The 21,370-nt window shown below is 63.1% G+C and carries 18 protein-coding genes; 3 read left to right on the forward strand and 15 right to left on the reverse strand.

All coding sequences use genetic code 11. The features are described 5' to 3' along the window. The first annotated feature begins 143 nt into the window (after positions 1 to 143). Positions 144 to 755 carry a hypothetical protein gene (locus H6F58_RS05385; protein ID WP_171918540.1) on the forward strand — a complete coding sequence of 204 codons (612 nt, stop codon included), beginning with the start codon at positions 144 to 146 and terminating at the stop codon, positions 753 to 755. On the opposite strand, the gene H6F58_RS05390 is transcribed toward H6F58_RS05385, so the two are convergent. The 7 genes from H6F58_RS05390 to H6F58_RS05420 form a co-directional block, all read right to left on the reverse strand. Continuing rightward, positions 752 to 1,552 (reverse strand): inositol monophosphatase family protein, encoded by an 801-nt coding sequence (locus H6F58_RS05390; RefSeq protein ID WP_171918539.1) that lies wholly within the window; start codon positions 1,550 to 1,552, stop codon positions 752 to 754. The genes H6F58_RS05385 and H6F58_RS05390 overlap by 4 nt on opposite strands. Positions 1,553 to 1,555: 3 nt before the next feature. Further along, entirely contained in the window at positions 1,556 to 3,832 is a 2,277-nt protein-coding gene (gene ligA, locus H6F58_RS05395; RefSeq protein WP_257746023.1) for an NAD-dependent DNA ligase LigA, read from the reverse strand. 47 nt (positions 3,833 to 3,879) lie between these two features. Next, positions 3,880 to 4,836: a protein phosphatase 2C domain-containing protein gene (locus H6F58_RS05400; RefSeq protein ID WP_171918538.1), complete on the reverse strand. Its 957-nt coding sequence runs from the start codon at positions 4,834 to 4,836 to the stop codon at positions 3,880 to 3,882. Beyond that, positions 4,836 to 6,047: an adenylate/guanylate cyclase domain-containing protein gene (locus tag H6F58_RS05405; RefSeq protein ID WP_060700927.1), complete on the reverse strand. Its 1,212-nt coding sequence runs from the start codon at positions 6,045 to 6,047 to the stop codon at positions 4,836 to 4,838. The genes H6F58_RS05400 and H6F58_RS05405 overlap by 1 nt, the downstream gene beginning before the upstream one ends. Continuing rightward, entirely contained in the window at positions 6,044 to 6,592 is a 549-nt protein-coding gene (locus H6F58_RS05410; protein WP_146277879.1) for a hypothetical protein, read from the reverse strand. The genes H6F58_RS05405 and H6F58_RS05410 overlap by 4 nt, the downstream gene beginning before the upstream one ends. A gap of 85 nt (positions 6,593 to 6,677) precedes the next feature. Further along, entirely contained in the window at positions 6,678 to 7,544 is an 867-nt protein-coding gene (locus H6F58_RS05415; protein ID WP_060700925.1) for a biotin--[acetyl-CoA-carboxylase] ligase, read from the reverse strand. Between the two features lie 51 nt (positions 7,545 to 7,595). Beyond that, on the reverse strand, positions 7,596 to 8,453 hold the full coding sequence (locus tag H6F58_RS05420) for an NAD(P)-dependent oxidoreductase (protein WP_146277877.1): 858 nt from the start codon (positions 8,451 to 8,453) through the stop codon (positions 7,596 to 7,598). A gap of 195 nt (positions 8,454 to 8,648) precedes the next feature. On the opposite strand from H6F58_RS05420, the gene H6F58_RS05425 reads away from it, so the two are divergent. Beyond that, entirely contained in the window at positions 8,649 to 10,259 is a 1,611-nt protein-coding gene (locus H6F58_RS05425; RefSeq protein ID WP_171918537.1) for an acyl-CoA carboxylase subunit beta, read from the forward strand. 46 nt (positions 10,260 to 10,305) lie between these two features. Further along, complete coding sequence (locus H6F58_RS05430; RefSeq protein WP_146277876.1) at positions 10,306 to 10,527, forward strand: acyl-CoA carboxylase subunit epsilon; 222 nt, start codon at positions 10,306 to 10,308, stop codon at positions 10,525 to 10,527. Positions 10,528 to 10,620: 93 nt separating this feature from the next. Here H6F58_RS05430 and H6F58_RS05435 read toward each other — a convergent pair whose 3' ends face one another. From H6F58_RS05435 to H6F58_RS05470, 8 genes are read right to left on the reverse strand one after another with little or no spacing between them, the layout of a single operon-like run. After that, the gene (locus tag H6F58_RS05435; protein ID WP_060700921.1) at positions 10,621 to 11,322 is read right to left on the reverse strand and encodes a hypothetical protein; all 702 of its coding nucleotides are present in this window, start codon (positions 11,320 to 11,322) and stop codon (positions 10,621 to 10,623) included. Positions 11,323 to 11,346: 24 nt separating this feature from the next. Continuing rightward, a complete protein-coding gene (locus H6F58_RS05440) occupies positions 11,347 to 12,894 on the reverse strand; it encodes a serine/threonine-protein kinase (protein WP_171918536.1) in 1,548 nt (515 codons plus the stop codon). After that, positions 12,891 to 14,696 (reverse strand): FHA domain-containing protein, encoded by a 1,806-nt coding sequence (locus H6F58_RS05445; RefSeq protein WP_171918535.1) that lies wholly within the window; start codon positions 14,694 to 14,696, stop codon positions 12,891 to 12,893. Before H6F58_RS05445 ends, H6F58_RS05440 begins: the two co-directional genes overlap by 4 nt. Next, a complete protein-coding gene (locus H6F58_RS05450) occupies positions 14,693 to 15,514 on the reverse strand; it encodes a protein phosphatase 2C domain-containing protein (protein WP_060700918.1) in 822 nt (273 codons plus the stop codon). The genes H6F58_RS05445 and H6F58_RS05450 overlap by 4 nt, the downstream gene beginning before the upstream one ends. Further along, the gene (locus tag H6F58_RS05455) at positions 15,511 to 16,662 is read right to left on the reverse strand and encodes an RDD family protein (protein ID WP_171918534.1); all 1,152 of its coding nucleotides are present in this window, start codon (positions 16,660 to 16,662) and stop codon (positions 15,511 to 15,513) included. Before H6F58_RS05455 ends, H6F58_RS05450 begins: the two co-directional genes overlap by 4 nt. Beyond that, positions 16,653 to 19,004, reverse strand: a complete 2,352-nt coding sequence (locus H6F58_RS05460) for a transglutaminase-like domain-containing protein (RefSeq protein ID WP_146277871.1) — start codon at positions 19,002 to 19,004, stop codon at positions 16,653 to 16,655. Before H6F58_RS05460 ends, H6F58_RS05455 begins: the two co-directional genes overlap by 10 nt. Then, on the reverse strand, positions 19,001 to 20,320 hold the full coding sequence (locus tag H6F58_RS05465) for a DUF58 domain-containing protein (RefSeq protein WP_146277870.1): 1,320 nt from the start codon (positions 20,318 to 20,320) through the stop codon (positions 19,001 to 19,003). Before H6F58_RS05465 ends, H6F58_RS05460 begins: the two co-directional genes overlap by 4 nt. Next, positions 20,320 to 21,339: a MoxR family ATPase gene (locus tag H6F58_RS05470; RefSeq protein WP_244652325.1), complete on the reverse strand. Its 1,020-nt coding sequence runs from the start codon at positions 21,337 to 21,339 to the stop codon at positions 20,320 to 20,322. The genes H6F58_RS05465 and H6F58_RS05470 overlap by 1 nt, the downstream gene beginning before the upstream one ends. Positions 21,340 to 21,370: the final 31 nt, after the last annotated feature.

The following is a 21,370-nucleotide window of genomic DNA, read 5'->3' on the forward strand; positions in this document are numbered from 1 at the left end:
TAAAACCCTGCCGCGCTGCCCGTTGCTCTTGAACTGGCGTTCTGGAAGCGCCCATGAAGGCACGTGCCGCAAGCAGCTCTTGCTAGTGTGGAAGGGGCGAGTCGCCGATCGCCAAACCCTATCGAGCAAGGCTACCAACCTTTATGCAGCAGGTTTCCGCACCAAGCCAGCCAGCCGCAGCGAAGAACGCTGCGCTGCTGATTTCGCACATCCTCTCGCCTATTGTCCTGGGCACGCTCTTGCTGGCGCTCTCGCCCTTGCGCGATGCACGCATCAGCTGGGCCGGGGCGATCGTGGCCGCCCTGTTCACCACGGTGATCCCGTGGTTGCTGCTGGTGACGGCAAAACTGCGCGGCAGGGTCACGGATTTGCATGTCACCGTGCGCCGCCAGCGCCACGGAATTTATGCGATGACTTCCGGCTTGATCCTCTGCGGCTTGCTGGTGTTGTGGCTGATGGACGCCGGCGCCGGCATTTTCCGCGAGGTCCTGTGCATGTTGCTGGGACTGCTGGTCGTGGCCATCATCAACATCTGGTGGAAAGTCTCGGTGCACCTGGCTGTGGGCACGTATGCCATCTTGCAAGTTGCCGGGCAGAGCCCGCAACTGACGCCATGGGTGCTCTTGTTCATCGCGGTGCTTTCCTGGTCCCGCATTCGAAGCTTCCAGCACACCGCCACCCAGGTGTGTGGCGGTGTAGCCGTAGGAATAGCCATCCACTACGCGCATGAAGCGATGGCCCTGGTGCTGTACTAGCTACCCGGTACGCTCAGCTTTGCGGTATCCACAAGCCCGGCATACTGCCATCCGGGATTTGATGCCGGACGGCCCACCAGGCATCCGGCTTCCTCGGCAATCAACGCGCCGGCTGCCCAGTCGTACTCCTGGGTGCCGTATTCGGCGTAGGCGTCCAATGCGCCCTCGGCAACGAGGCACAGGTCCAAGGCGGCAGAGCCGATTCGGCGAACGTTGACGTAGTCTTCGAGCATGCCTTCCAAGACGCGGGCCTGGAACTGGCGGCGTTCGGCATCGTAGCCGAACCCGGTGCCGAGAATTTTTGTTGCCGACTCGACTGGGCCGGTGAGCTGGATCAGTTTTCCGGTGCGCAGGTCGTGCTTCCATGCGCCCAGGGACTTGCCCGCGAAATACTCCACTTGCAAGGCCGGGGCAACAATAGCGGCGGCCACCCAGGTTTCGGTGCCGTCCTCTTCCAGCTGGCAGGCTCCTACCGAAGAACAGTAGTAGGCGATATTGCGGACGAAGTTGGTCGTTCCGTCCAGGGGATCGATGCTCCAGCGCACACCGCTGGGGTGGCTCGGCTTGGCGCTGGGGAACTCCTCGCCGGTCAATTCGTCGTTGGGGCGCGAGGTCACAATGGTGGCTCGGATGGCTTCTTCCGAGGCACGGTCGAAATCGGTGACCCAGTCCCCCGCTGCCGACTTGTCGTTGAGGTTGAATTGCGATTCGTCGCGTCGAGAAAGCACCTCGGCGCCGGCAGCGGCGGCGCGGCGCGCCACCAGTACCAGTGGGTCGTGACTGATTGACTTGTCCATGTATTAGCCTTCCGTAGGTGCGGCGAGTGCTGCCTCGCGCGCGGCGTCTGGTCCTTGTTCCAGGAGCACTCCAAAGCCGGCTTCGTCGAGCACCGGAACTCCCAGTGACTGTGCCTTGTCCAGTTTCGAGCCGGCGGCTTCGCCGGCGACCAGGAAGTCGGTCTTCTTCGAGACGCTGCCGGTGGCTTTGCCGCCGCGCACGATAATTGCTTCCTTGGCGGTGTCCCGCGAATAATTCTCCAGCGTTCCGGTCACGACGATGGCAAGGTTTTCCAGATTTTTCGGGATGTTCTCGTCCTGCTCATCTTTCATCTTCACGCCGGCGGCTTGCCATGCGGAGACGATCTCGCGATGCCAGTCCACCTTGAACCATTCCACCAGCGCCTCGGCAATGATGGATCCGACCGAATCGATTTCGCTCAATTCGGCCACGGCGTCGCCAGAGTCCAGGACGGCAAGCAACGCGTCCATGGACCCATAGCGGGTGGCGATGGCCCGTGATGCATTAGGGCCGACGTGGCGGATGGACAGCGCCACCAGCACGCGCCACAGCGGGTTCTCCTTGGCCTTTTCCAGCTCGTCCAGCAGCTTGAGCGTGCTGCGGGTCGGTGCAGATGGCTTTTTGGCGGTGGCCTTGGAATAGAAATACGGGACCAGCTCGAATTTTCCGGTGCCCTCGCCCTTGGAGCGCTTTTCACGCCAGACCTTGACCTCGCCCAGTTCTTCCAGCTTGTCCTTGAGGTTGAACAGCTCTGCTTCGTTATGCAGGGGGCCAGGACCTGCTGGCAGGATGACGCCGCCTTGGGTCTGCGGGTCCTCTCCGGGGCCACTGGTCAACGCGGCGGCGGCTTCATAGCCCAGGGCTTCGATGTCCAGCGCGCTGCGCCCGCCAAGGTAGGCGACGCGTTCGGTGAGCTGCGCCGGGCAGGATTCGGCGTTGAGGCAGCGGATGTCCACATCCCCTTCCTTCGCCGGCGCCAATGGCTGGCCGCAGGATGGGCAGTGGGTGGGCATGACAAAATCGCGCAGGCCGGTGTTGCCTTCACGCAGCGGCAAGACCGGTCCGACGATTTCCGGAATCACGTCGCCGGCCTTGCGCAGGATGATGGTGTCGCCGATTTTCACGTTTTTGGCCTTGACCACTTCCTGGTTGTGCAAGGTGGCACGGGCTACGGTGGAGCCGGCTACGAGCACCGGTTCCATCACGCCAAAGGGGGTGACACGTCCGGTGCGGCCCACCTGGACCTGGATGTCCAGGAGCTTGGTGTGGACCTCTTCCGGAGGGTACTTGTAGGCGACCGCCCAGCGTGGAACGCGGGAGGTGTAGCCCAGTTGTTCCTGGGTGGCCAGGTCATTGACCTTGATGACGATGCCGTCGATGTCATGGATGAGGTCATGGCGTTTTTCGCCATGCTCCGAGATGTAGTCCTTGGCTTCGGCCCGGCTGCCCACGACCCTGCCGTAGGGGGACACCGGAAGGCCCCAGCCGCGCATGAGCTCGTAGGCCTCGGACTGCTCGGCCATCTGGAAGTCGCGGCTCCGCCCCAGGCCGTGGACAAACATGCGCAGCGGGCGCTTGGCGGTCTGTTCGGGATCCTTTTGCCGCAGGCTGCCAGCGGCAGCATTGCGCGGGTTCGCCAAGGGCGCCTTGCCCTGGGCAATCAGCGCTTCGTTATAGGCATTAAAATCATCGGTGGCTATGAAGACTTCACCGCGCACTTCGAATTCGGCAGGCCAGCCCGAGCCGGTCAATTCCTGGGGGATGTCGCTGATGGTCAGGGCGTTGTGGGTGACGTCTTCACCGGTGGTGCCATCGCCGCGGGTGGCGGCGCGCACCAGTTTGCCTTCGCGGTAGGTCAGGTTGAGGGCCAGGCCATCGATCTTGACTTCGCACAGCCACTTGACCGGTGTCTGCGGATGCAGGCGCTCGGCGTTGGCCTGGGCGCGTTCCAGCCACGCGTCGAGTTCTTCGAGCGAGAAAACATCTTCCAGCGAGTACATGCGGCTGGCGTGAGTGACCGAGGCGAAGGCAGCGGAGACCTCGCCGCCCACCTCTTGCGTGGGTGAATCCTGTCCGGCCAGGATCGGATACTGGGCTTCGAGCAACTGCAATTCATGGAACAGCGCATCGTATTCGACGTCGGAAACCAGCGGGGCGTCATTTTGGTAGTACGCGTCGCGGTGGGTGCGGATTTGTTCGACCAGCTGTTCATAGCGGGCCTTGTCAGCTTCCGGCGGAGCATTGGTGGTCTCAACGGGGGTTACGGCATTTTCACTCACGTATCCAATTGTGCCCCACCAGCTGCCAGAATCGCAGGCTTGAAAGCTCAGATCTCCTGTGCGTCCGGCTCCGGATTTCCTGCAGCCACCACGTCGATCACGATCACCGCGATATTGTCCCGGCCACCGGCTTCCAGGGCCGCCCCGGTCAGTACCCGCACTGCTTCGCTGCGGTCCTTGAAGTTCACCAAGATGGTCTGCAGGATATCTTCGGTCAGCTCGCCGGATAGCCCATCGCTGCATAACAGGTAGCGGTCGCCGATGCGCGGCTGCAGCACCGTGACATCGGGCTGGCTTTCGGCACCTGCGCCCAGGGCACGGGTGATCAGGTTGCGATGCGGATGATTGCGGGCCTCGGATTCGGTGATCTGCCCGGCGTCCACCATTTCCTGGACGGCCGAGTGGTCCCGGGTCAGCTGCTGCAGGGCTCCGTCGCGCAACCGGTAGCCGCGGGAATCTCCCACGTTGACGAGCAACAGGTTGGGTATCTCTTCGGCAACCACCGGCAGGGGCGCCGTGCCCGGAGTTGCCGGGTCCCGGTGGTCCTTGAGCATTTCCGGGGTGATCTTGGCGATCACATCGGTGTTGACCTTCATGGAAAAGCTGGAGGTCCACGGTGGCACTGCGGAGATCGGCGCGGTGACATTGTCCCGGCCCTGGTCAGGGGCCTTGATCTGCAGCAGCGCGCACAAGGTGGTGCCGCCGCGGGCTTCCAGGGCTTCGCGGATCCGGTCATCGGCCAATTGGACCTGGCGCTGGACCTCGGCGACGGTGGGCAGCTTGCGCACCGAGGTCTTGTTTGCGAAGGTGCAAATTTCCTGCATGGTTTCGACCGCGAGCTGGCTGGCTACTTCCCCGGCCTCGTGCCCGCCCATTCCGTCGGCCACCGCATAAACGATGTCATGCAGCAAGATGCGGTCCTGGTTCTCGCTGCGGCGCCGTCCAACATCGGTCATTCCAGCGGCAGCCAGGTTGAACGGCACGGGTGTCGGTTCATTATTCATTAGTCAATCACCAGTCCGGCTCCCTCGCCTGGCGAGAGTTCGTAAGGTTGGATGTCGCCAAAGCCGCGCACGGCCGTAATTTCCTGGGCAGTCAGCACAAAGCGGGCATCATTGCGCAGGGTATTAGCGGTCAGGGCATCGGTGAGCACCGAACCGGGTTCGGCCAGCGAGGTGAGACGGGCGGCCATGTTCACGGTCGGCCCGTAGATGTCGCCGAGCCGGGACAGCACCCGGCCCCAGACCACGGCTCCCCGGGTTTGCGGGAACAGCTCGTCCTTGGCCAGTTCGCGGGAGAGCGACAAGGCAATGAGCGCGCCAGCCTGCGGGGTTTCCGCCACGTAGAGCACTTCATCGCCGATGGTCTTGACCAGGCGCCCGCCGCCAACGGAAATGATTTCCGCGCATTTTGCTTCGAAGCGCTGCACCAGCTGGGCGAGGGTTCGCTCGTTCATGCGGCGCGAGAGCGAAGTGTAGGAGACCAGATCCGCGAAGCCCACGGCTCGGGCCAAGGGCAGCGGCGTTCCGCCGTCTGCCTCCGGGCTGTCCTGCTTGTAGGCGGCGACACCGGTTTCCACGCGCAGTGCCATGCGGTGCACTGCCGAGTTCAGCTGCCGGCGCCAGGAGTAGAGGAGCAAATCCTCAATGGCCGGAATGATGTCGGGCAGCATGCTGAACAGCTGGCGGCGGGCCTGGCGGTCGGACATGTTCTGGTTGGCGATCATGTCCTCGACCAGGGCCTCGATTTGCCAGACGACCATGCGGTCGGTCATCTGCCCGACCGAGCGCATCAGCGAAATCGCCGTTTCCTCGGTGAGCTTGCCTTCGCGCACCATGTCCACCATGGTGCCCAGCGCGGCCTTGTCGGCCTTGGTGAAGAACACCTCGTCATCGCCGAGTTCCGGGAAGCCGATGGCGCGCCAGAGCTTGCGGGCGGAGTGCAGGGAAATTCCGGCTTCGGCCGCTACCTCGCGGCGGCGGAACTCGCGCTGGCCGCCGATAAGCCGGTGTTCCAGCGAGGCGACGTTATCGCGCACGGCATCCGGGGTGTGGGCCGGGATGCGCAGCGGGCCCTCCATGGCCTGGGCCAGTTCGAAAATAGGATCGGACTGGTCGGGGATGTCGGCGGCAGGATGCTGACGAGCTTCGCGGGCGGCCTGCGCGGCCGACTGCGGGGAGTCGGCCCGGGGTGGATTGTTGTGCTCGGTGCTCATGCCCCCATGCCCTCACTGTTCGTCGTTTCGGTGTGTGCCGCGTCCCGGCTTCCGCGCAGATTCGCCATGGCTTCCATGGCCAGCGAACGGAAATACGGGACGGATGGAACGTGCGCGATTCGCACATATCCCTGGTTCAAGACGATATCCAAGGTTCCCGCGCGCGTCATCGCATTGTGCTGCTTAGCGTAGGCGACCAGATCGCGAACCGTAAATAATCCTACAGATTGCAGCTGTCCCTGGCTGTAGGCGGACCTGTACATGATCCGCTCGCTGGTCAGCACGATCAGGCTGCGCGTCCAGCGGATCCACGGAACGATGCTCCAGATCAGCACCAAGGCGGCCCAGAGAACCACGGCCACGATCATCCAGACGTCGGCGTTGTCGGCCAGCCAATCGGAGAGGTCATCACGCGAGAGGTAGCCAATGGCGAACGTGCACAAGGCGGTGAGGATGAGAAAGGCGCTGATCGGCTGTCGCAATACTCGGGAGTGCTCGCGAGTTTTGATAATCACTCGCTCCCGTTCATGTAGCGGCAACTTCATCGTTAAGGTCCTCGCCCCTCCTGTCTGGACACAGTTCTTCGGTCTGTGTATTCAATAATAGTCCCGGTGCTAGGCACGATGCTGGTTAGGCATACTTTCCATCGGCGCGCCGCACGTGGTGCACGTCCCCGGCCAGCACATTGGTCCGCTGCCCGTTCCGGTCCTCCAAAACCAGTGCTCCGTCAGGCGCCAGCTGGACTGCGGTGGCTTCCAGGGTTGAGCCGTCGGGGAATTCGACCCGCACCTCGTGGCCCAGGGTGGCCAGTTTTTCGCTGGCCATTTCGCGCAGGGACCGGCCCTCGAATCCCGGCAGCGGCACTTGAACGGACCCGGAGACCTGGCGGAAACCGCGATCGAGGTTCACCAGTTCCTTGAGGTACTCGGCCAGCAATTGGGTGCGGTCGATGGCGTGCGAACTGGCCAGCCGCAGCGACGTGGCCGTGGGAACCGGAAGTTCTTCGCGGCTCTGGTCCACGTTCATCCCGGTGCCAACAACCACCCCGTATCCGGAGCCGGCCGGGACCATTTGGGCCAGGATGCCGCAAATCTTGAACTCCCCGGCCAGCAGGTCATTGGGCCATTTGATGCGGACCGGGACTTTGGCGACGCGTTCTGCAGCTCGGCTCCAGGCCAAGGCGGCCAGCATGGTGTACCAGGACAGCGCTTCGGTGGGAACGCTCGCTCCGGGGGCCATCATCACGCTCACGGTGATCGAGGAGCCGGACGGCGTCACCCAGGCACGGCCGAGCCGGCCTTTGCCTGCTTGCTGGTGCTCCGTGTAGTACACGCTCAGATGGCCAGCCAGGCCCCGGCTGGCCAGATCCGCTAATTCGGCATTCGTTGACCCCGAGGTCTCTTTGAATTCCACCGCTCCGAGCGAAAGCTGCTGAGTGAGCTGGGCAAAACGCGTGGGGTCGATGGCTGCGCGGGCGGCGCCCTGGGAAGTGTCCATAGCTAAAACCCTATGGCACCGGCACGCCGATCCGCTCTTGGCGAAGTCTCCTTAAAGGAATATGTCCTCGACCAGCGGCACGTCGGGGTTGAGCGAATATTTCTCCAGATCCGCCACGCCAGCCAAGTTCAGCACCTGCGAGTCGGTGAAGAAGTTGCCGCTGAGCTTTCGGGGATCGCTGCTCAAAATGGCCATGGCCGCATCGGCAACAATTTGCGCATCGCGGGCGCCCTGGATCATCTTCTGCCCACCGGGCAGATTGCGGATTGCCGCGGTATCAATCAGGGTTTCTGGCCACAGCGAATTCACGCCAACGCCTTGGTCCTTGAGCTCTTCGGCCAATCCAAGGGTGGTCAGGGACATGCCGTACTTGGCCATCGTGTAGGCCAGGTGCTCCCCTGCCCAGCGCGGGTCCAGATTCAGCGGTGGCGACAGCGTCAGAATATGGGCGTGCTGCGAGGCGCGAAGGTAGGGCAGCGCGGTTTTGGATAGCAGGAAGGTTCCGCGCACGTTGATGTCCTGCATCAAGTCATAGCGCTTCATGTCCACTTGCTCGGTCTTGGCCAGGTTAATCGCCGAGGCGTTATTCACCACGATGTCGATGCCGCCGAAGGTGGCCACGGCTTCGGCCACTGCGCGTTGCACGTCCTCGTCGATGCGCACATCGCCCACCACTGCCAGGCCGCGTCCGCCGGCCTGGTTGATTTCTTCAACTGCGGTGTGAATGGTGCCTTCGAGGCTGGGATGCGGGTCGCTGGTTTTCGAGAGCAGCACGACGTTGGCTCCGAGTGCTCCGGCTGCTTTGGCTATGGCCAATCCGATGCCGCGGCTTCCGCCGCTCATCAAGATGGTGCGGTTCTTGAGGCTCGCCGCGACCGGGGCGAGTTCAGTGCGGGGTTCACTAGTCATGTGATACAGATTACGCGAACTCCCCCGGCTAAGCTACTCTTCAGTAACTTATTCTGGCGTGCCACCCACTGGATATTGGCCCATTTTGTAAGTTTCCTACAACCAGAAGTCCTGTTTACCCAGCTAGACTGACTTGGATGGCATTTTTCTTGTGCTATTCCTACACATTGAAAACAACTCGAGGGAGTCGAAGGCATGACGCAGGGCAGAACCGAGGCAGACGAAGCAATCGACCTGTCCACCACCGCCGGCAAGCTTGCTGAATTCCGCCGCCGCCAGAAGCTCTCTGAAGCACCTAGCGGCCAGGCAGCAATCGAAAAACAGCACTCCCGCGGAAAGCACACCGCCCGTGAACGCATCGAAATGCTCATGGACGAGGACTCCTTCGTGGAATTCGATGCCCTCGCTGTTCACCGCTCCACTGCCTTCGGCATGGAAAAGAAGAAGCCAATGGGCGATGGCCTGGTTTCCGGCTACGGCACCGTTGATGGCCGCCTTGTCGCGGTCTACTCCCAGGACTTCACCGTCTACGGCGGCTCGCTGTCCCAGGTCAACGGCGAGAAGATCGTCAAGGTCCAGGAATTCGCGCTGCGCAATGGCTGCCCGGTAGTAGGCATCCTCGACGGCGGCGGCGCCCGCATCCAGGAAGGCGTGGCCTCCCTGGCCATGTTCGCCGACATCTTCCGCAACAACGTCCACGCCTCGGGCGTGGTCCCGCAGATCTCGCTGATCATGGGCCCATCGGCCGGTGGAGCCGCCTACTCCCCTGCCCTGACCGACTACGTGATCATGGTTGACAAGACCAGCCACATGTTCATCACCGGGCCAGATGTCATCAAGACCGTCACCGGCGAAGAAATCGACATGGAAACCCTCGGCGGCGCGCGCCAGCACAATGCCAACACCGGTACGGCAACGTACCTGGCCAGCGACGAGGAAGACGCTGTGGAGTTCTGCAAGGAACTGCTGGACTTCCTGCCCTCCTCCAACCTTTCCGATGCCTTGATCGCGGAGTTCGATGAAGAGCTGGAAATCACCGCGGATGACCTGGCACTGGATACCTTGATTCCGGATTCCGCAAACCAGCCTTATGACATGCGCAAGATCATCGAATCCGTCGTCGATGACGCGCACTTCTTCGAGATGCAGTCGCTGTACGCGCCGAACGTGATGATCGGCTACGCCCGCGTCGAAGGACGCACCGTGGGCATCGTGGCCAACCAGCCAATGCAGTTTGCTGGCACCTTGGACATTGCCGCCTCGGAAAAGGCAGCCCGCTTTGTGCGCAACTGCGATGCCTTCAACATCCCGATCCTCACCTTCGTGGACGTACCCGGCTTCCTGCCTGGCAAGGACCAAGAATTCCAGGGCATTATCCGCCGCGGTGCGAAGCTGCTCTACGCCTACGCCGAGGCCACCGTGCCGAAGCTGACCGTGATCACCCGCAAGGCCTACGGCGGAGCGTACATCGTGATGGGTTCCAAGAAGCTCGGTGCGGATTTGAACCTGGCCTGGCCCACCGCGCAGATCGGCGTGATGGGCGCGCAGGGCGCAGTGAACATCCTGTACCGCCGCGATCTTGCGGCAGTGGAAGCCGAAGGCGGAGACGTCGAGGCCCGCCGCAAGCAGATCGTCGACGACTACGAGGCCGAGCTGCTCAACCCGTACCAGGCCGCCGAGCTGGGCTACGTGGATGCGGTCATCGCCCCGAGCGACACCCGCGTGCAGCTGGTTCGCGGATTGCGCGCACTGCGTGAAAAGCATGCAGTGCTGCCACCGAAGAAGCACGGCAACATCCCGCTGTAGCCAGGGCCCGTACCGCCTATTCGAGTACTAACGAGGAGCAAAGCCAATGGAACAGGACACCGCGACGCCTGCCGCCCCGCAGATCCAGGTGACCAAGGGCAATCCCAGCGCCGAGGAACTGGCAGCAGTCACCGCATTGCTGTGCGCCTTGGGCAATGCACCTGCCGAGCAGCCCGACGAAGCGGCACCAGCCAAGAAGCGCGTAACGCGCCTGCGCAAACGCCGCGCGCTCACCCCGCGCCTGGGCTGGACCGTCGGACGCCGCTAAAGGCCCATTGCCGATGCAGCAGACCAAGTGAGATGGCTTGTTGTTCCCCGAGGGAACAACAAGCCATCTCATTTTTGAAGCGCTGCACGCTGCCTATTCGTCGTCCGGGATTCCGGCCTCAAGCATGTCCAAGTCTGCCCGGGTGACCAAATGCGAACTCACCGCATGCTCAACGAGCCGAGCCTTGCGATTGGTGGCCAGTTTTCCTGGCCCGCCACGCAATCCGGCAATGCCGGCTCGATCCAATTTGTCGCAGACATTATCGAGCTTGCGATTGAACTTGGTGATGCCCCAGCCAAGGCGCTCGGCCGCCGCGGCGCTGGTGGGGATGGCACTGAGCCCAGTCCCGTCGCGTTTAAGCATCGGCTCGCTGAGGGCAACGATCAAGGCCCTTTGCGCCTGGGTCAAAATCACCGGCCCGATGGTGGTCTCCCCATCGCTGTCGCTATCAACATGGTCCTGTCGGAACGCCGGCTGGGCCACATGGATGGACAGCTCATAGGTGGTCGGTCCGGCGGTGAAAACCACCGACACCCGGTTCAGCACCAGGGGCAGGCTGGACTGCGGGGAAAGCCAGGCTTGCAGTCCACCAGTCTTATCCGCAATGGTGGCAGTCAAGCGGGTGCCAATATTGTTCAGCCACCACAGGCCAGCATGTTTTGAAATAGTCAGGAACTGGCGGTGAAGGTAGGGGTTTTCATCAATTGCCAAGTCGCCTTCGCGTCCGATGACAAAGGTCTTATCCTCTACTACTGGATAGTACTGGCCGCAATACTCAACGTAGAGCTCGTTCAAGGATTTCGCCTTCTCTCCCGATCATTAACCCGTACAGAACTTTGACGCATCGGAGATGCGGCCGTCATCGCGAACCAGTTTGACTTCGATGCACGTCTGTCCGCCTTCAGCAATAGCGGTCGTCGCGCTGGTTGACTTGGTCTGCTGGACTTCGCCCTTATCCGTTGCCGTGATAGGCGCCCACCGGTAGAAATCACCCTGGTTAGGTTCCGGGTTTTCCCAGCGGAAGGTCACTGTCTCACCCACCGTAGAGTACTTGAAATTTTCCACCATCGGCACGGTGCCGCCCAGCAGGGGATCTTTTGGATCGCCGGAAGCGGTGATGGGAAGTCCGCCTTCAGTGGTTCTTTCATCCTGCGGCAGCAGCCGATTGACCGCCACTGCACCGCCAATCAGCAAAACCAGGATGATCCCGACAACAATGAATATTTTCGGGAAACTCCTAGCTTCATTTTCCGCCGCTGGCGCGTCGGCCTGATCCCCAGCAGGCGATTGCGAGGAATCCGCGGCGTCGCTGGGGGCAGCAACAAATCGCTCGGCCACCTTGGGCTTGGCGGGCCTGCTGCTGCCCGAATCCTTGGGACGCTGCCCCGGAACGAAGGAAATCATCGGGCCTGCCGACAGCGGGCGCTGGGCGTCGCTGATCGAGGTGACGCTCCGAACGCGGGTTGCCTCTCCTTCCTCTTCCGGAGCCGCCTCAGCAGCGGGATCTTCCATCACCTCGAACTCGGTGACGGAAAAACCCAACTCCATTTGGATCCGCTGCAAGGTCCGCGCAAGTTCTGCGGCCGTGCCAAATCGGCTCTCTGGATCCTTGGCCATGGCTACCGCCAGGGCCTGATTCAGCGAATCCGGGATGTCGGCCCGGGTCAACGCCCGCAGCTGGGTGTTGCAGATTCGCTCGATGAGGACTGCTTGCGAATTGTCCTGTCCGGGATGCACAAAAGGCGAGTGCCCGGCCAGCACCGTATAGATGGTGGCGCCCAGCGAGTAGACATCCATGCGCACCCCCGGCGGGAGGCCCTCTTCAAAGGCCTCAGGTGCCGACCATGGCACGGACATCCCGGCAGCATGGGACCCCACGGTGCCCGAAATGCCAAAGTCGGTCAATGCCGGGCGGTTGTAATCGGTGGTCAGCACGTTGGCCGGCTTGATATCGCGATGCACGATGCCCGCCAAGTGCGCGGTGTGCACCGCAGAGCAAAGCTGGATTGCCAGGGTCAGCGCCTCATCAACGCTGAGCACGCCGCGGCGGTACCGGGCATCAAGGGAGGGACGGGAGCAATACTCCATCGCCAGGTACGAGCGGCCATCCTCGGTGGTCTCCGCCTGATAAATGGTCACAATGTACGGATGCGACGAGAGCTGGGCCATCAAGTTGGCTTCAGTTTCAAAGAGCTTCCGGGCATCGTCCTTGCTGACATCAGCCAGGAGCACCTTGATGGCCACCTTGCGCTGGGGCCGATGCTGTTCGTAGAGGTACACGTCGGAGAAGCCGCCGGTACCCAGTGGCTTGACCAGGGTGAAACCGGGGATCTGCGGCGCGGGCGACGAGGGGCGCCGTGGGCTCACGGCAGATCCTCGAAACGCAGGCTGACACCATCGCCGAGGTCCGCCACATCGCCGCTTTTCAGCATGACTTCCTGGTTCTTGGAGAGGCGTCGCGGTGCCTGGCCCTCACGCAAAAGCATCGTTCCATTGGTCGCGCCCAGGTCAACGAGCTGCACATGCCAGCCTTCCAAGCGCACCAGCAGGTGCGAGCGGGAAATATCGCCGCTCGGGCTGTCAATCTGCAGCAAGCGCGGTGGATTCGGTTCCTTGACCGCCGAGGCGCTGGGCTGGCGGCCCAGCACCACGGACCGGTTCAGTTCATGCGAATACTCGCGGATGCCCCCGCGGTCGCGCACCGTCATGCGGCCCATAGCCGGCTTGCGAACCTGGTGCGCCGGACCGGACAGGGTTGCCCCGCAGGTATGGCAGGTGGAGGCCGTCGGCGGGTTGGGGTGGCGCTGTTCGCAGGAACGCGCCAAGATGTACTCGGTGGGGCCGGAATGGCTGTCATCGCCGGCCTCTGGTTCTGGTCGTGGCGGGGTTTGGGGCTTCATGGCCTTGATCCCGCGAATGATCGTGTGCTCATCCGCCGCGGAAGCCGAGGTGGCGGCAGCACGAGATTTGATGATCGTATCCAGATCGTCGCCGTCACCGGTTTCGTATTCGGTGCCGGTTGCTCCGCGGATGCCCAGCAGCTGGCTAGCCAGCGAGAATTCGGCGGAGTGCAGGTGCTGCTCGTAGTCCTCCGGGTCCTGGGTCTGTTCGTTCACCCCGGAAGAGGTGTGCCCGCGATCCGAAGAAGGAATGAAGGTGTCTTCGTTGTCGGCGTCCTGCGCGGCAACCTTCTTGGCCTTGGCTTCCGTATGCTCTGCGGCCAGCGGCCCCTGGGCAGCAGGCGCCGCTGGCTTTGCAGCCTGGCTCGGGCTTGCGTCCTTGGCGGGTGCAGGTTCCTGGACGGGCGCAGGCTTCTGAGCTGCGGCAGGAGCACTAGGCGCACCAGGTGCTTCAGGCTTTGGCTCTTGTGCAGCTATTTCTTCCGTGGCCGGAGCAGGATCTGCTGCTGCCGCTGGGGCCGGCTTGCTGTCCGCCACCGGAGCGCTGGTTGGCGCCGGGGCTTCCGGCACCTCGGGCTTCGGAGCCTCGGCAACGCTCTTCTGCTCGGACGCCGCAGGAGCGCTCGCTGGGGCCGGCTTGCTGTCCACCACCGGAGCACCGGCAGGCGCCGGGGCTTCCGGCACTTCGGGCTTCGGAGCCTCGGCAACGCTCTTCTCCTCGGACTGGGCGGGAGCCTTGTCCGCGCTCGAGGCAGCAGCTGCAGAAGCGGCAGCCGATGCATTTGCTGCTTGCTTGGCACGCTCCGCTGCAGCTGGGGATGGGCCTTGGCCGCTATCCCACGACAGTGCTGAAACACGGACAATGCCTTCTTGGATTGGCAACGCCGCGGCCTCGGTGGAAGTTTCGGCGGCAGCGCCCAGCGTCCAGCCTTGCGAGTCAGCCAGTTGGCGCTCAGCCCAGGTGGCAATGCCAGCGCCACTGACCAATTCTTCGCCCTTCAGGCTACGCGAGCGCAATTCGAGGCTGCCGCGCAATACCGTGTGCGGCGCGGCTTCCCGGGAGACGAGGGCAAAATTTGGCAGGGATGCGATATTCATCTGGTAAATGGACAGCAGCTCGGAGAGCAACGACTCGACGGTGACGGCATCTTGGAGCTTGTCCCAGAAGGCGGTTACTTGCTCGGTGCTGGTGTCAGCAGGCAGAAGTACGGCATGCTCGTCATTGACCAGGGCGTACCATTCGCCGGGGATGTAACGCAGGCTGTTCATGATGTCTCCTCTGTGTGGCTCATGGTCGATAGTCGCGGGACGGTCACTTCGACGTCGTCTGGATGCCCGTATTGAACGTCGGCTACGATCACGCTGATATTATCGCGTCCTCCGGCGGTGAGGGCTGCTTGGACCAATTCTTCGGCAGCCTGTTGCGGGTCCGGGAAGTACGCCAGAATCTCTTCTATTTTTTCATCGCCCACTTCGCTGCTCAAGCCATCTGAGCACACCAGGATCCTTTCCGTGCCCGCAACGGGCAAAAGCCAGAAGTCCGGATGGCTATCGGCATTGATGCCAAGGGCACGGGTAATAACGTGGCGGCGCGGGTAATTGGCAGCTTCGTCCGGGCTCAGCTGACCGCTGTCGACCATTTCCTGGACTTCCGAGTGATCGATGCTGACCTGTTGCAGCTGGTCATGCGACCACAGATAGGTACGCGAGTCGCCGACATTGAAGACCAGGAGCTGGGGCTGCGCCGCTGCTGTGCTGGCCATTTCATCCACCAGCACCGCCCCGGTGAGGGTCGTTCCGGCCCGGCCAGCGCCCACGTCGATGATCTGCTGATCGGTGCGCTCAAGCAGCGCCCCGAGCTGGTCCGGATCAGTGCGCCCAGGCACGGTGCCCAGCCCCTCGCCAAGCAGCTTCAGGCACAAGGCGCTGGCTACTTCGCCGGCTTCATGCCCGCCCATGCCATCGGCGATGGCGACCAGCCGGTCCGTGGCCAGCAGGCTGTCTTCATTCAACGCACGGCGCAGCCCGCGATCGGTGGCGTAGCCGTATCTGAAGCTCGGGACAGTGCTGGGTGCCGGGCCGTTCAAGGTTGCTCCACGTGGAAGTACCTGTCGCCCAGGTAGACAGTCTGCCCGGCCAAGGCCTGTTCGGGTTTGCCCGGTTCCAGTGCGCGAACCGCGCCCTGTGCGTCAACAATGGATGAGCCATTGGCCGAACCGCGGTCGGTGACCCAAATGCAGCCGGCACCGGGCTGAACCAGCAGGTGGGTTTTGGACACGCTGCGCTCGGGATCATCCAGGACAACCAGTCGCACGCCGATGTCGCCCTCGCCGTGCGAGGGGTTGCGACCGAGCAGAATAGTGCCATCGAGCTCGATGCACTTCTGGTCATCAAATTCCAGGTGCAGGCCCGCAGGCGCTGCGGAACGAATTCGGGTGTAGCCTTCTTCTTCATCCGCGTCGGCGCCCGAAACGTGCTGGTCAGAGAGCTCGGCCTGCGGTTGTGGTTCTGGTTGTGGTTCTGGCTGTGGTTCTGGCTGTGGTTCTGGTTCTGGCAGTGGAGACCGGACGGCTCCTGGCACCGAATCGATGACGGCCACCTCCTTCTCCAACGGACCGTCGGTCTTCTGGACCGGGACGTTGGTGACGGCCGGAGCCTGCTCAGCCGCTGGCTGTCGGACATTAGCCACCGCCGAATCCTGCCCTGCTGCCGGCTGCGGGGCAAATGATTCTGGCCCTTGCTTGCCGCCAGTGCTCAGTGGATCACGTCCGGCCTTGATATCCAGAACCAATGTGCCTGCGGCCTTGTCGTGCCATCCCTGCTTTTTTCCATTGGAATCGAACTGGTTGGAAATGACCATCAGGATGGAACCGGCCAGGGGAATGATGCCGGCGACAGCAATCAGCAAGCGGCGGCCAATGGTTTTGCCCCAACCGGGGGCACCGCCTTCGAGGTTCGTGGTGCGCACGCCCAGAACGAGGTTGCCCGGGGTCTTGCCAGCGGTGGCTTCCCACCACCACACGAACACCGTGTAGGCCAAAGAGAGCAAGGCATACGTGGCATAGATTCCCATGATGTCGCCCATGACTTCTGGGACGGTGAGGGCTTGGAGCATCTTGGCTGAGATCATCGGCAAGAAAATCACCGAGAGGATCAGCACGGGCACCATATCCACCAGCCATGACAGCAGTCGTTGGGTGGTCGTGGCGTCCACCAAGTTCATTTTCACTGCCATGGGAATTTCCTACTCTTCCGTTTGAATGTTCTTGCTGTGATGACTGTCTTGGCCGCCAATTCGTGGATCAGCGAACGCGGCGAGAAGTTCACCCGCATACGCCTGAAGAAGCTCAGCGGCTCTTGCATCTTGCGGGTATGCGCCATCACTTCATCCCAGTACTTCTGCACCTGTTCCTCGGTTGGTTGCTCGCGAGAGAAGTTCGCGGCGTCGGCCTGTTGGGACAACGTGGCTACCGATGATGCCAGGGCGGGGAATCCGGTGGCAAGCACCGCAGCATTTTCCCTGCGGGTCGCACCGTTGGCCGTGGCTATCCGGTGGTCGGTGGCGTAGCTCAGCAGTTCCTGCCAGCCACCGCTCATGCGTTCAGCCCGGTTTCCGGTACCTGAGCGTTTTTTGCGGCGTTGAAGTTTCAACAGCGCAATCAGCGCCAGCGGCGAGAGCAGAATCAGCAGGGAGCCAAGCGAAATGCCTGCCACCTTGATCACCATGCCCCAGCGTTCCCAGAAGCTCTTGGGCTCCTCCTCGATTTCCTGGGGCTCGGGTGCAGTCTGCGGAGGCAGGTCCGCTTCGTCCTGGGCCGGCGGAGGCGGCTGCAGCACCTGGGGCTGCGGCACCGACTTCGGTTCCTGCTCTGGCGGGGTAGGCTGCTCATCCTCATTTGGCGTGGGGTTGAAAGCTACCCATCCCTCCCCCTCGAAGGCGATTTCCACCCAGGCGTGAACATCGGAACCGGTCAGGTTCACGGCTTGGTCGGGACGGTATTCTTCGGGATAGAAGCCCATGACCACACGTGCTGGCATGCCTTGCTCGCGTGCCATCAAGGCCATGGCCACCGCATACTGCTCATCGTCGCCAATCATCTGGTCGGCATCCAGCAGGCTGGTGATGCGCCCGGCTCCGTGTCCGGAAAGCGAAGGGACCTGGCCCTCGGTTCCATTGGAGAAGAATCCGGTTCCCGACAGCGTCGCTTCCAGGCCGCGCGCCCGTTCCAGGTCGCTGCGTGCGGACCCGGTAAAGTCCGCGGCCTTGGCTCCAGCTATCGCTGGCACGTTGGCCAATTCCGGCATGCGCAATTGCGCGAAGTCCAGCTTGGCAAGCTGTTCATCCGTTGGCTGGGCCGGGAATTGCACCTTGGCTGTGTAGGAATCGCCCTTGCGCACTCCGGTGGAGCTCAGCACGCTTTCGGAGGTATCGGAGTAGAACAGCGATCGGGCCAGTTCGTCTTCGCGGGCTCCGGTGATGTCCATGCCCAGCAATTTTCCGCCGGCAGGAACCCAGACTCCGTCATAGTCTTCGATTTTAATGGCCAGATCGGCCGTTTCGCGCCCCTCGGCTGAATCCGTGGAACGGATATCGCTGGCATCGCCGACCGGGGAGAAGCTTCCGCCGGCGGCCGGGTCCACGTTCGCCACCATGCCGTTGTAGGAATCCAGCGCCGCCAAGCGGATGCGCTGGCCTTTGGGAAGGCCTGTAACGGTCAAGAGGGTGTCATCGGCCATGGTTTTCACATATTTGCGGAAACGGGTCAGCGGGCTGGGGTAATCGTAGAGATCCACCGGTGGTTCCAGCGCATCGCGCAGCACTTGGCGGGGGTTTTCCGGGGCCAGGATCGGGGTGGCTGCCGCGGTGATGGTACCCGCGCCGGCCAGTACCAGCGCCCCGGCGATCACACGGCGCACGAGCAGCTGCTGGCCGCCGCGTGATTCTCCGTGCCCGGCCTCCAGCCCATTAAAGGCGCCGGTGATCCGCGAGGACATGAAGGTTCGCCACGCTAGCCAGCCCACCAGCACGGCGATCAAGGCCACGCCGCGGGCAATCGGCAGCGGCACGTCGCGGGTGCCGAAGGCGATTCCCAGGACGAACATGGCCAAGAGCGGGATCAGCGTCCAGTACGGCGAGCGCAGCCGCCAAGCAACCAGTCCGGCCAGCACCGCGGTGAGCAAGGTGGAGAAGAACGCCACAATGAGCACCCCGCCGTAGGTTCCCACCGGCGGGGCGACGGTGAGCATGTCCTTCCAGCTGAAGACCAGTCCGGCCAGCAAGGTGCGCAGCGAAGATGCCGTTGGCAGAACGCCGAAGGCCGCTTCACGCGGTGTTGCCAGCGGGGTGCCCAACAGCAGGTAGAGCAGCGCAAAGATTCCGACGGTGCGCCAGGTGCCCCAGCGGAAATAGACATTCGCCCAGGCCAGAGCAAGGCCGGCGAGGATGCCACCGGCAGCAGCCAGCATGAAATTGGGGCTGGCGCCATAGGCATCAAGCAGACCCAGGGCACCAAGCAGCAGCGCCAAGGCCAGGCAGGCGGCATCAACGCCAAAACGCCACAGCGGGAGCTTGTTCATGCCACCGCCTTTCGCAGCATCAAGCCCAGTTCATCAAGTTTTCCCAGGCTGAGAACGGTCAATTCGCCAATATTCGAACGGGTCGGCTCGATCCCCGACTCGCAGCGGATCGCGATGGCCCGCACCCCGGCGGGCACGTGCATCCAGGCCGCGCGCAGGGCCTTGGCGCTGGTGCGGGTGCCGGTCAGGAAAAACACCACCGAGGCCCCTGGCACGGTATCGGCGGTATGGCGGACCACGTCCACGAGATTCTCGCGCAGTACCGGGGCGGCTTCAATGCGGGTCAGCCCGTCCATCATCATCCGGCCGCTGTCGGTGCGCACCGGCCCTTCCTGGGTGAGGATGGCCAATTTGCGCTGCTCGGCGACAGCCTGCTGGCCGATGGAGGCAGCCACCGAAACCGCCAGCTCGAAGTCTTCTTCGGCGTGGGCTTCGGAGTACTCCTCCAAATTGGTTGAAAGGCTCAAGGCCAGATGGGAGCGCCGGGTTTCCTCGAACTGGCGAACCATCAGCTGGCCGGTGCGTGCCGTGGACTTCCAGTGGATGTGCCGGCGGTCATCGCCGGGCTGGTAGTCGCGCAGTGCATGGAAGGAGACGTCCGAGTTGGACAGATCCGAGGTGGGCATGCCTTCGAGGTCGCGGATGAAGCCTGCGGAGGAACCATCGAGCCCGGTGGTTTTCGGATGGATGAACAGCTCGTAGGTTTCGGTCCACTTCACCTGGCGGCGCAGAATCGCGAAGGGGTCCTGGCGCACCGAGCGCACCGGTCCGACGTTGAGCACCTGGCGCCGCTGGGTGGGAATCGTGAAGAGTTCTTCATGCTCCTGCGCAGTAGCCAGGCGCGGGATCCGGAAGGCGGTGGCACCGTGGCCTACCGGCAATTCCATCATCACCGGGGCTGCACTGCGCGATGCCTTGTTGGTGACCTGCAGGGCGCCCACAGCCCGGTCCCCTACCGCGACACGGGTGCGGTGGAGATCCAGCTGCACGCTGAAGTCGTTGCGACCGAGGATGAAGCCGACGGCGGCCAGCAGCAAAACGGTGGCCATGAATGCGCCGAGGACCGCTTCCTGCCAGCCGAAGACGGCGCCGAGGATCCACAGGAGAACCGTGGTTCCCAGCACGGCGAAGCCCAAGGGCGAAATCACCGAGCCCAGCGGGCCGATGAACCGGTCGCTGTAGGTGCGCGCCCTGCTGGCGGCGGGGCGCAGATATTCGCGCAGGACCTGCAGGGCTTCGCTGGCCATGCTCAGCGATTGGCCTGCCCTGCGGTTCAGCGCGCTGCGCCGGGAGGAACGCCTGGCTTTTCGGTTCATTAATGCGCTTCCTGGCCGGAGCCGGAGTCCTGGTTTTCCGCCGCCGCTGCCGAGTCTTCGCTTCCGCGGCGGGTCGGGGCGGGAACCTTGGCGAGCACCGAGGTGATGACCTGGGATGCGGTGGTGCCGGTGAACTCGGCTTCCGGATCCAGGACCAGTCGGTGGGTGAAGATGTGCGGGGCCAGTTCCTTGATGTCATCCGGGAGCACGTAGTTGCGCCCCTGGCTGGCGGCCCAGACCTTGGACGCGCGCACCATGGCCAGCGCGCCACGCACCGAGACGCCCAGGCGGGTTTCGGGTACCTCGCGGGTCAGCTCGCACAGCGCGGCCACATAGTCGAGCACCGCGGCATCCACGTGCACGGTGGTGGCCAGCTGCGCCATTTCCACCACGGCCTCGGTGGTGATCACCGGGCGCAGGCTGGCCGAGCGGTCGCGCTGGGCGCTGCCCGAGAGCAGGGCCACGGTGGCGGCGCGATCCGGGTAGCCGATGGAGGTCTTGATCAGGAAGCGGTCCAGCTGGGCTTCGGGCAGCCGGTAGGTGCCGGCCTGCTCGATCGGGTTCTGGGTGGCGATCACCATGAAGGGGCGGGCCTGCGGGTAGGTCACGCCATCGACGGTGACGCGTCCTTCTTCCATGACCTCCAGCAGCGCCGACTGGGTCTTTGGCGAGGCGCGGTTGATTTCATCGGCCAGCACCAGGTTGGCGAAGATCGGGCCATGGTGGAATTCGAACTGGCCGGTGCGCTGGTCGTAGATGGTGATGCCGGTGACGTCCGAGGGCAGCAGGTCGGGGGTGAACTGGATGCGCGAGTTGCTGCCCTTCACGGTGGCGGCCAGCGAGCGGGCCAGCATCGTCTTGCCGGTGCCCGGCGCGTCTTCGAGCAGCACGTGCCCCTCGGAAAGCATGGCAGTCAGCACCAGCTTGATGGTCTGGTCCTTGCCCAAGACGGACTGGCCCACATTGGAGACCAGGGTGGAGAAGGTATCGCAGAACCAGCTGGCCTGCTCGGTGCTCATGGTCGTTGGCATAGTGCCCTTTCAGTGCATT

This window comes from Glutamicibacter sp. FBE19 (assembly GCF_015524875.1).
GTDB classification, from domain to species: Bacteria; Actinomycetota; Actinomycetes; order Actinomycetales; family Micrococcaceae; genus Glutamicibacter; species Glutamicibacter halophytocola.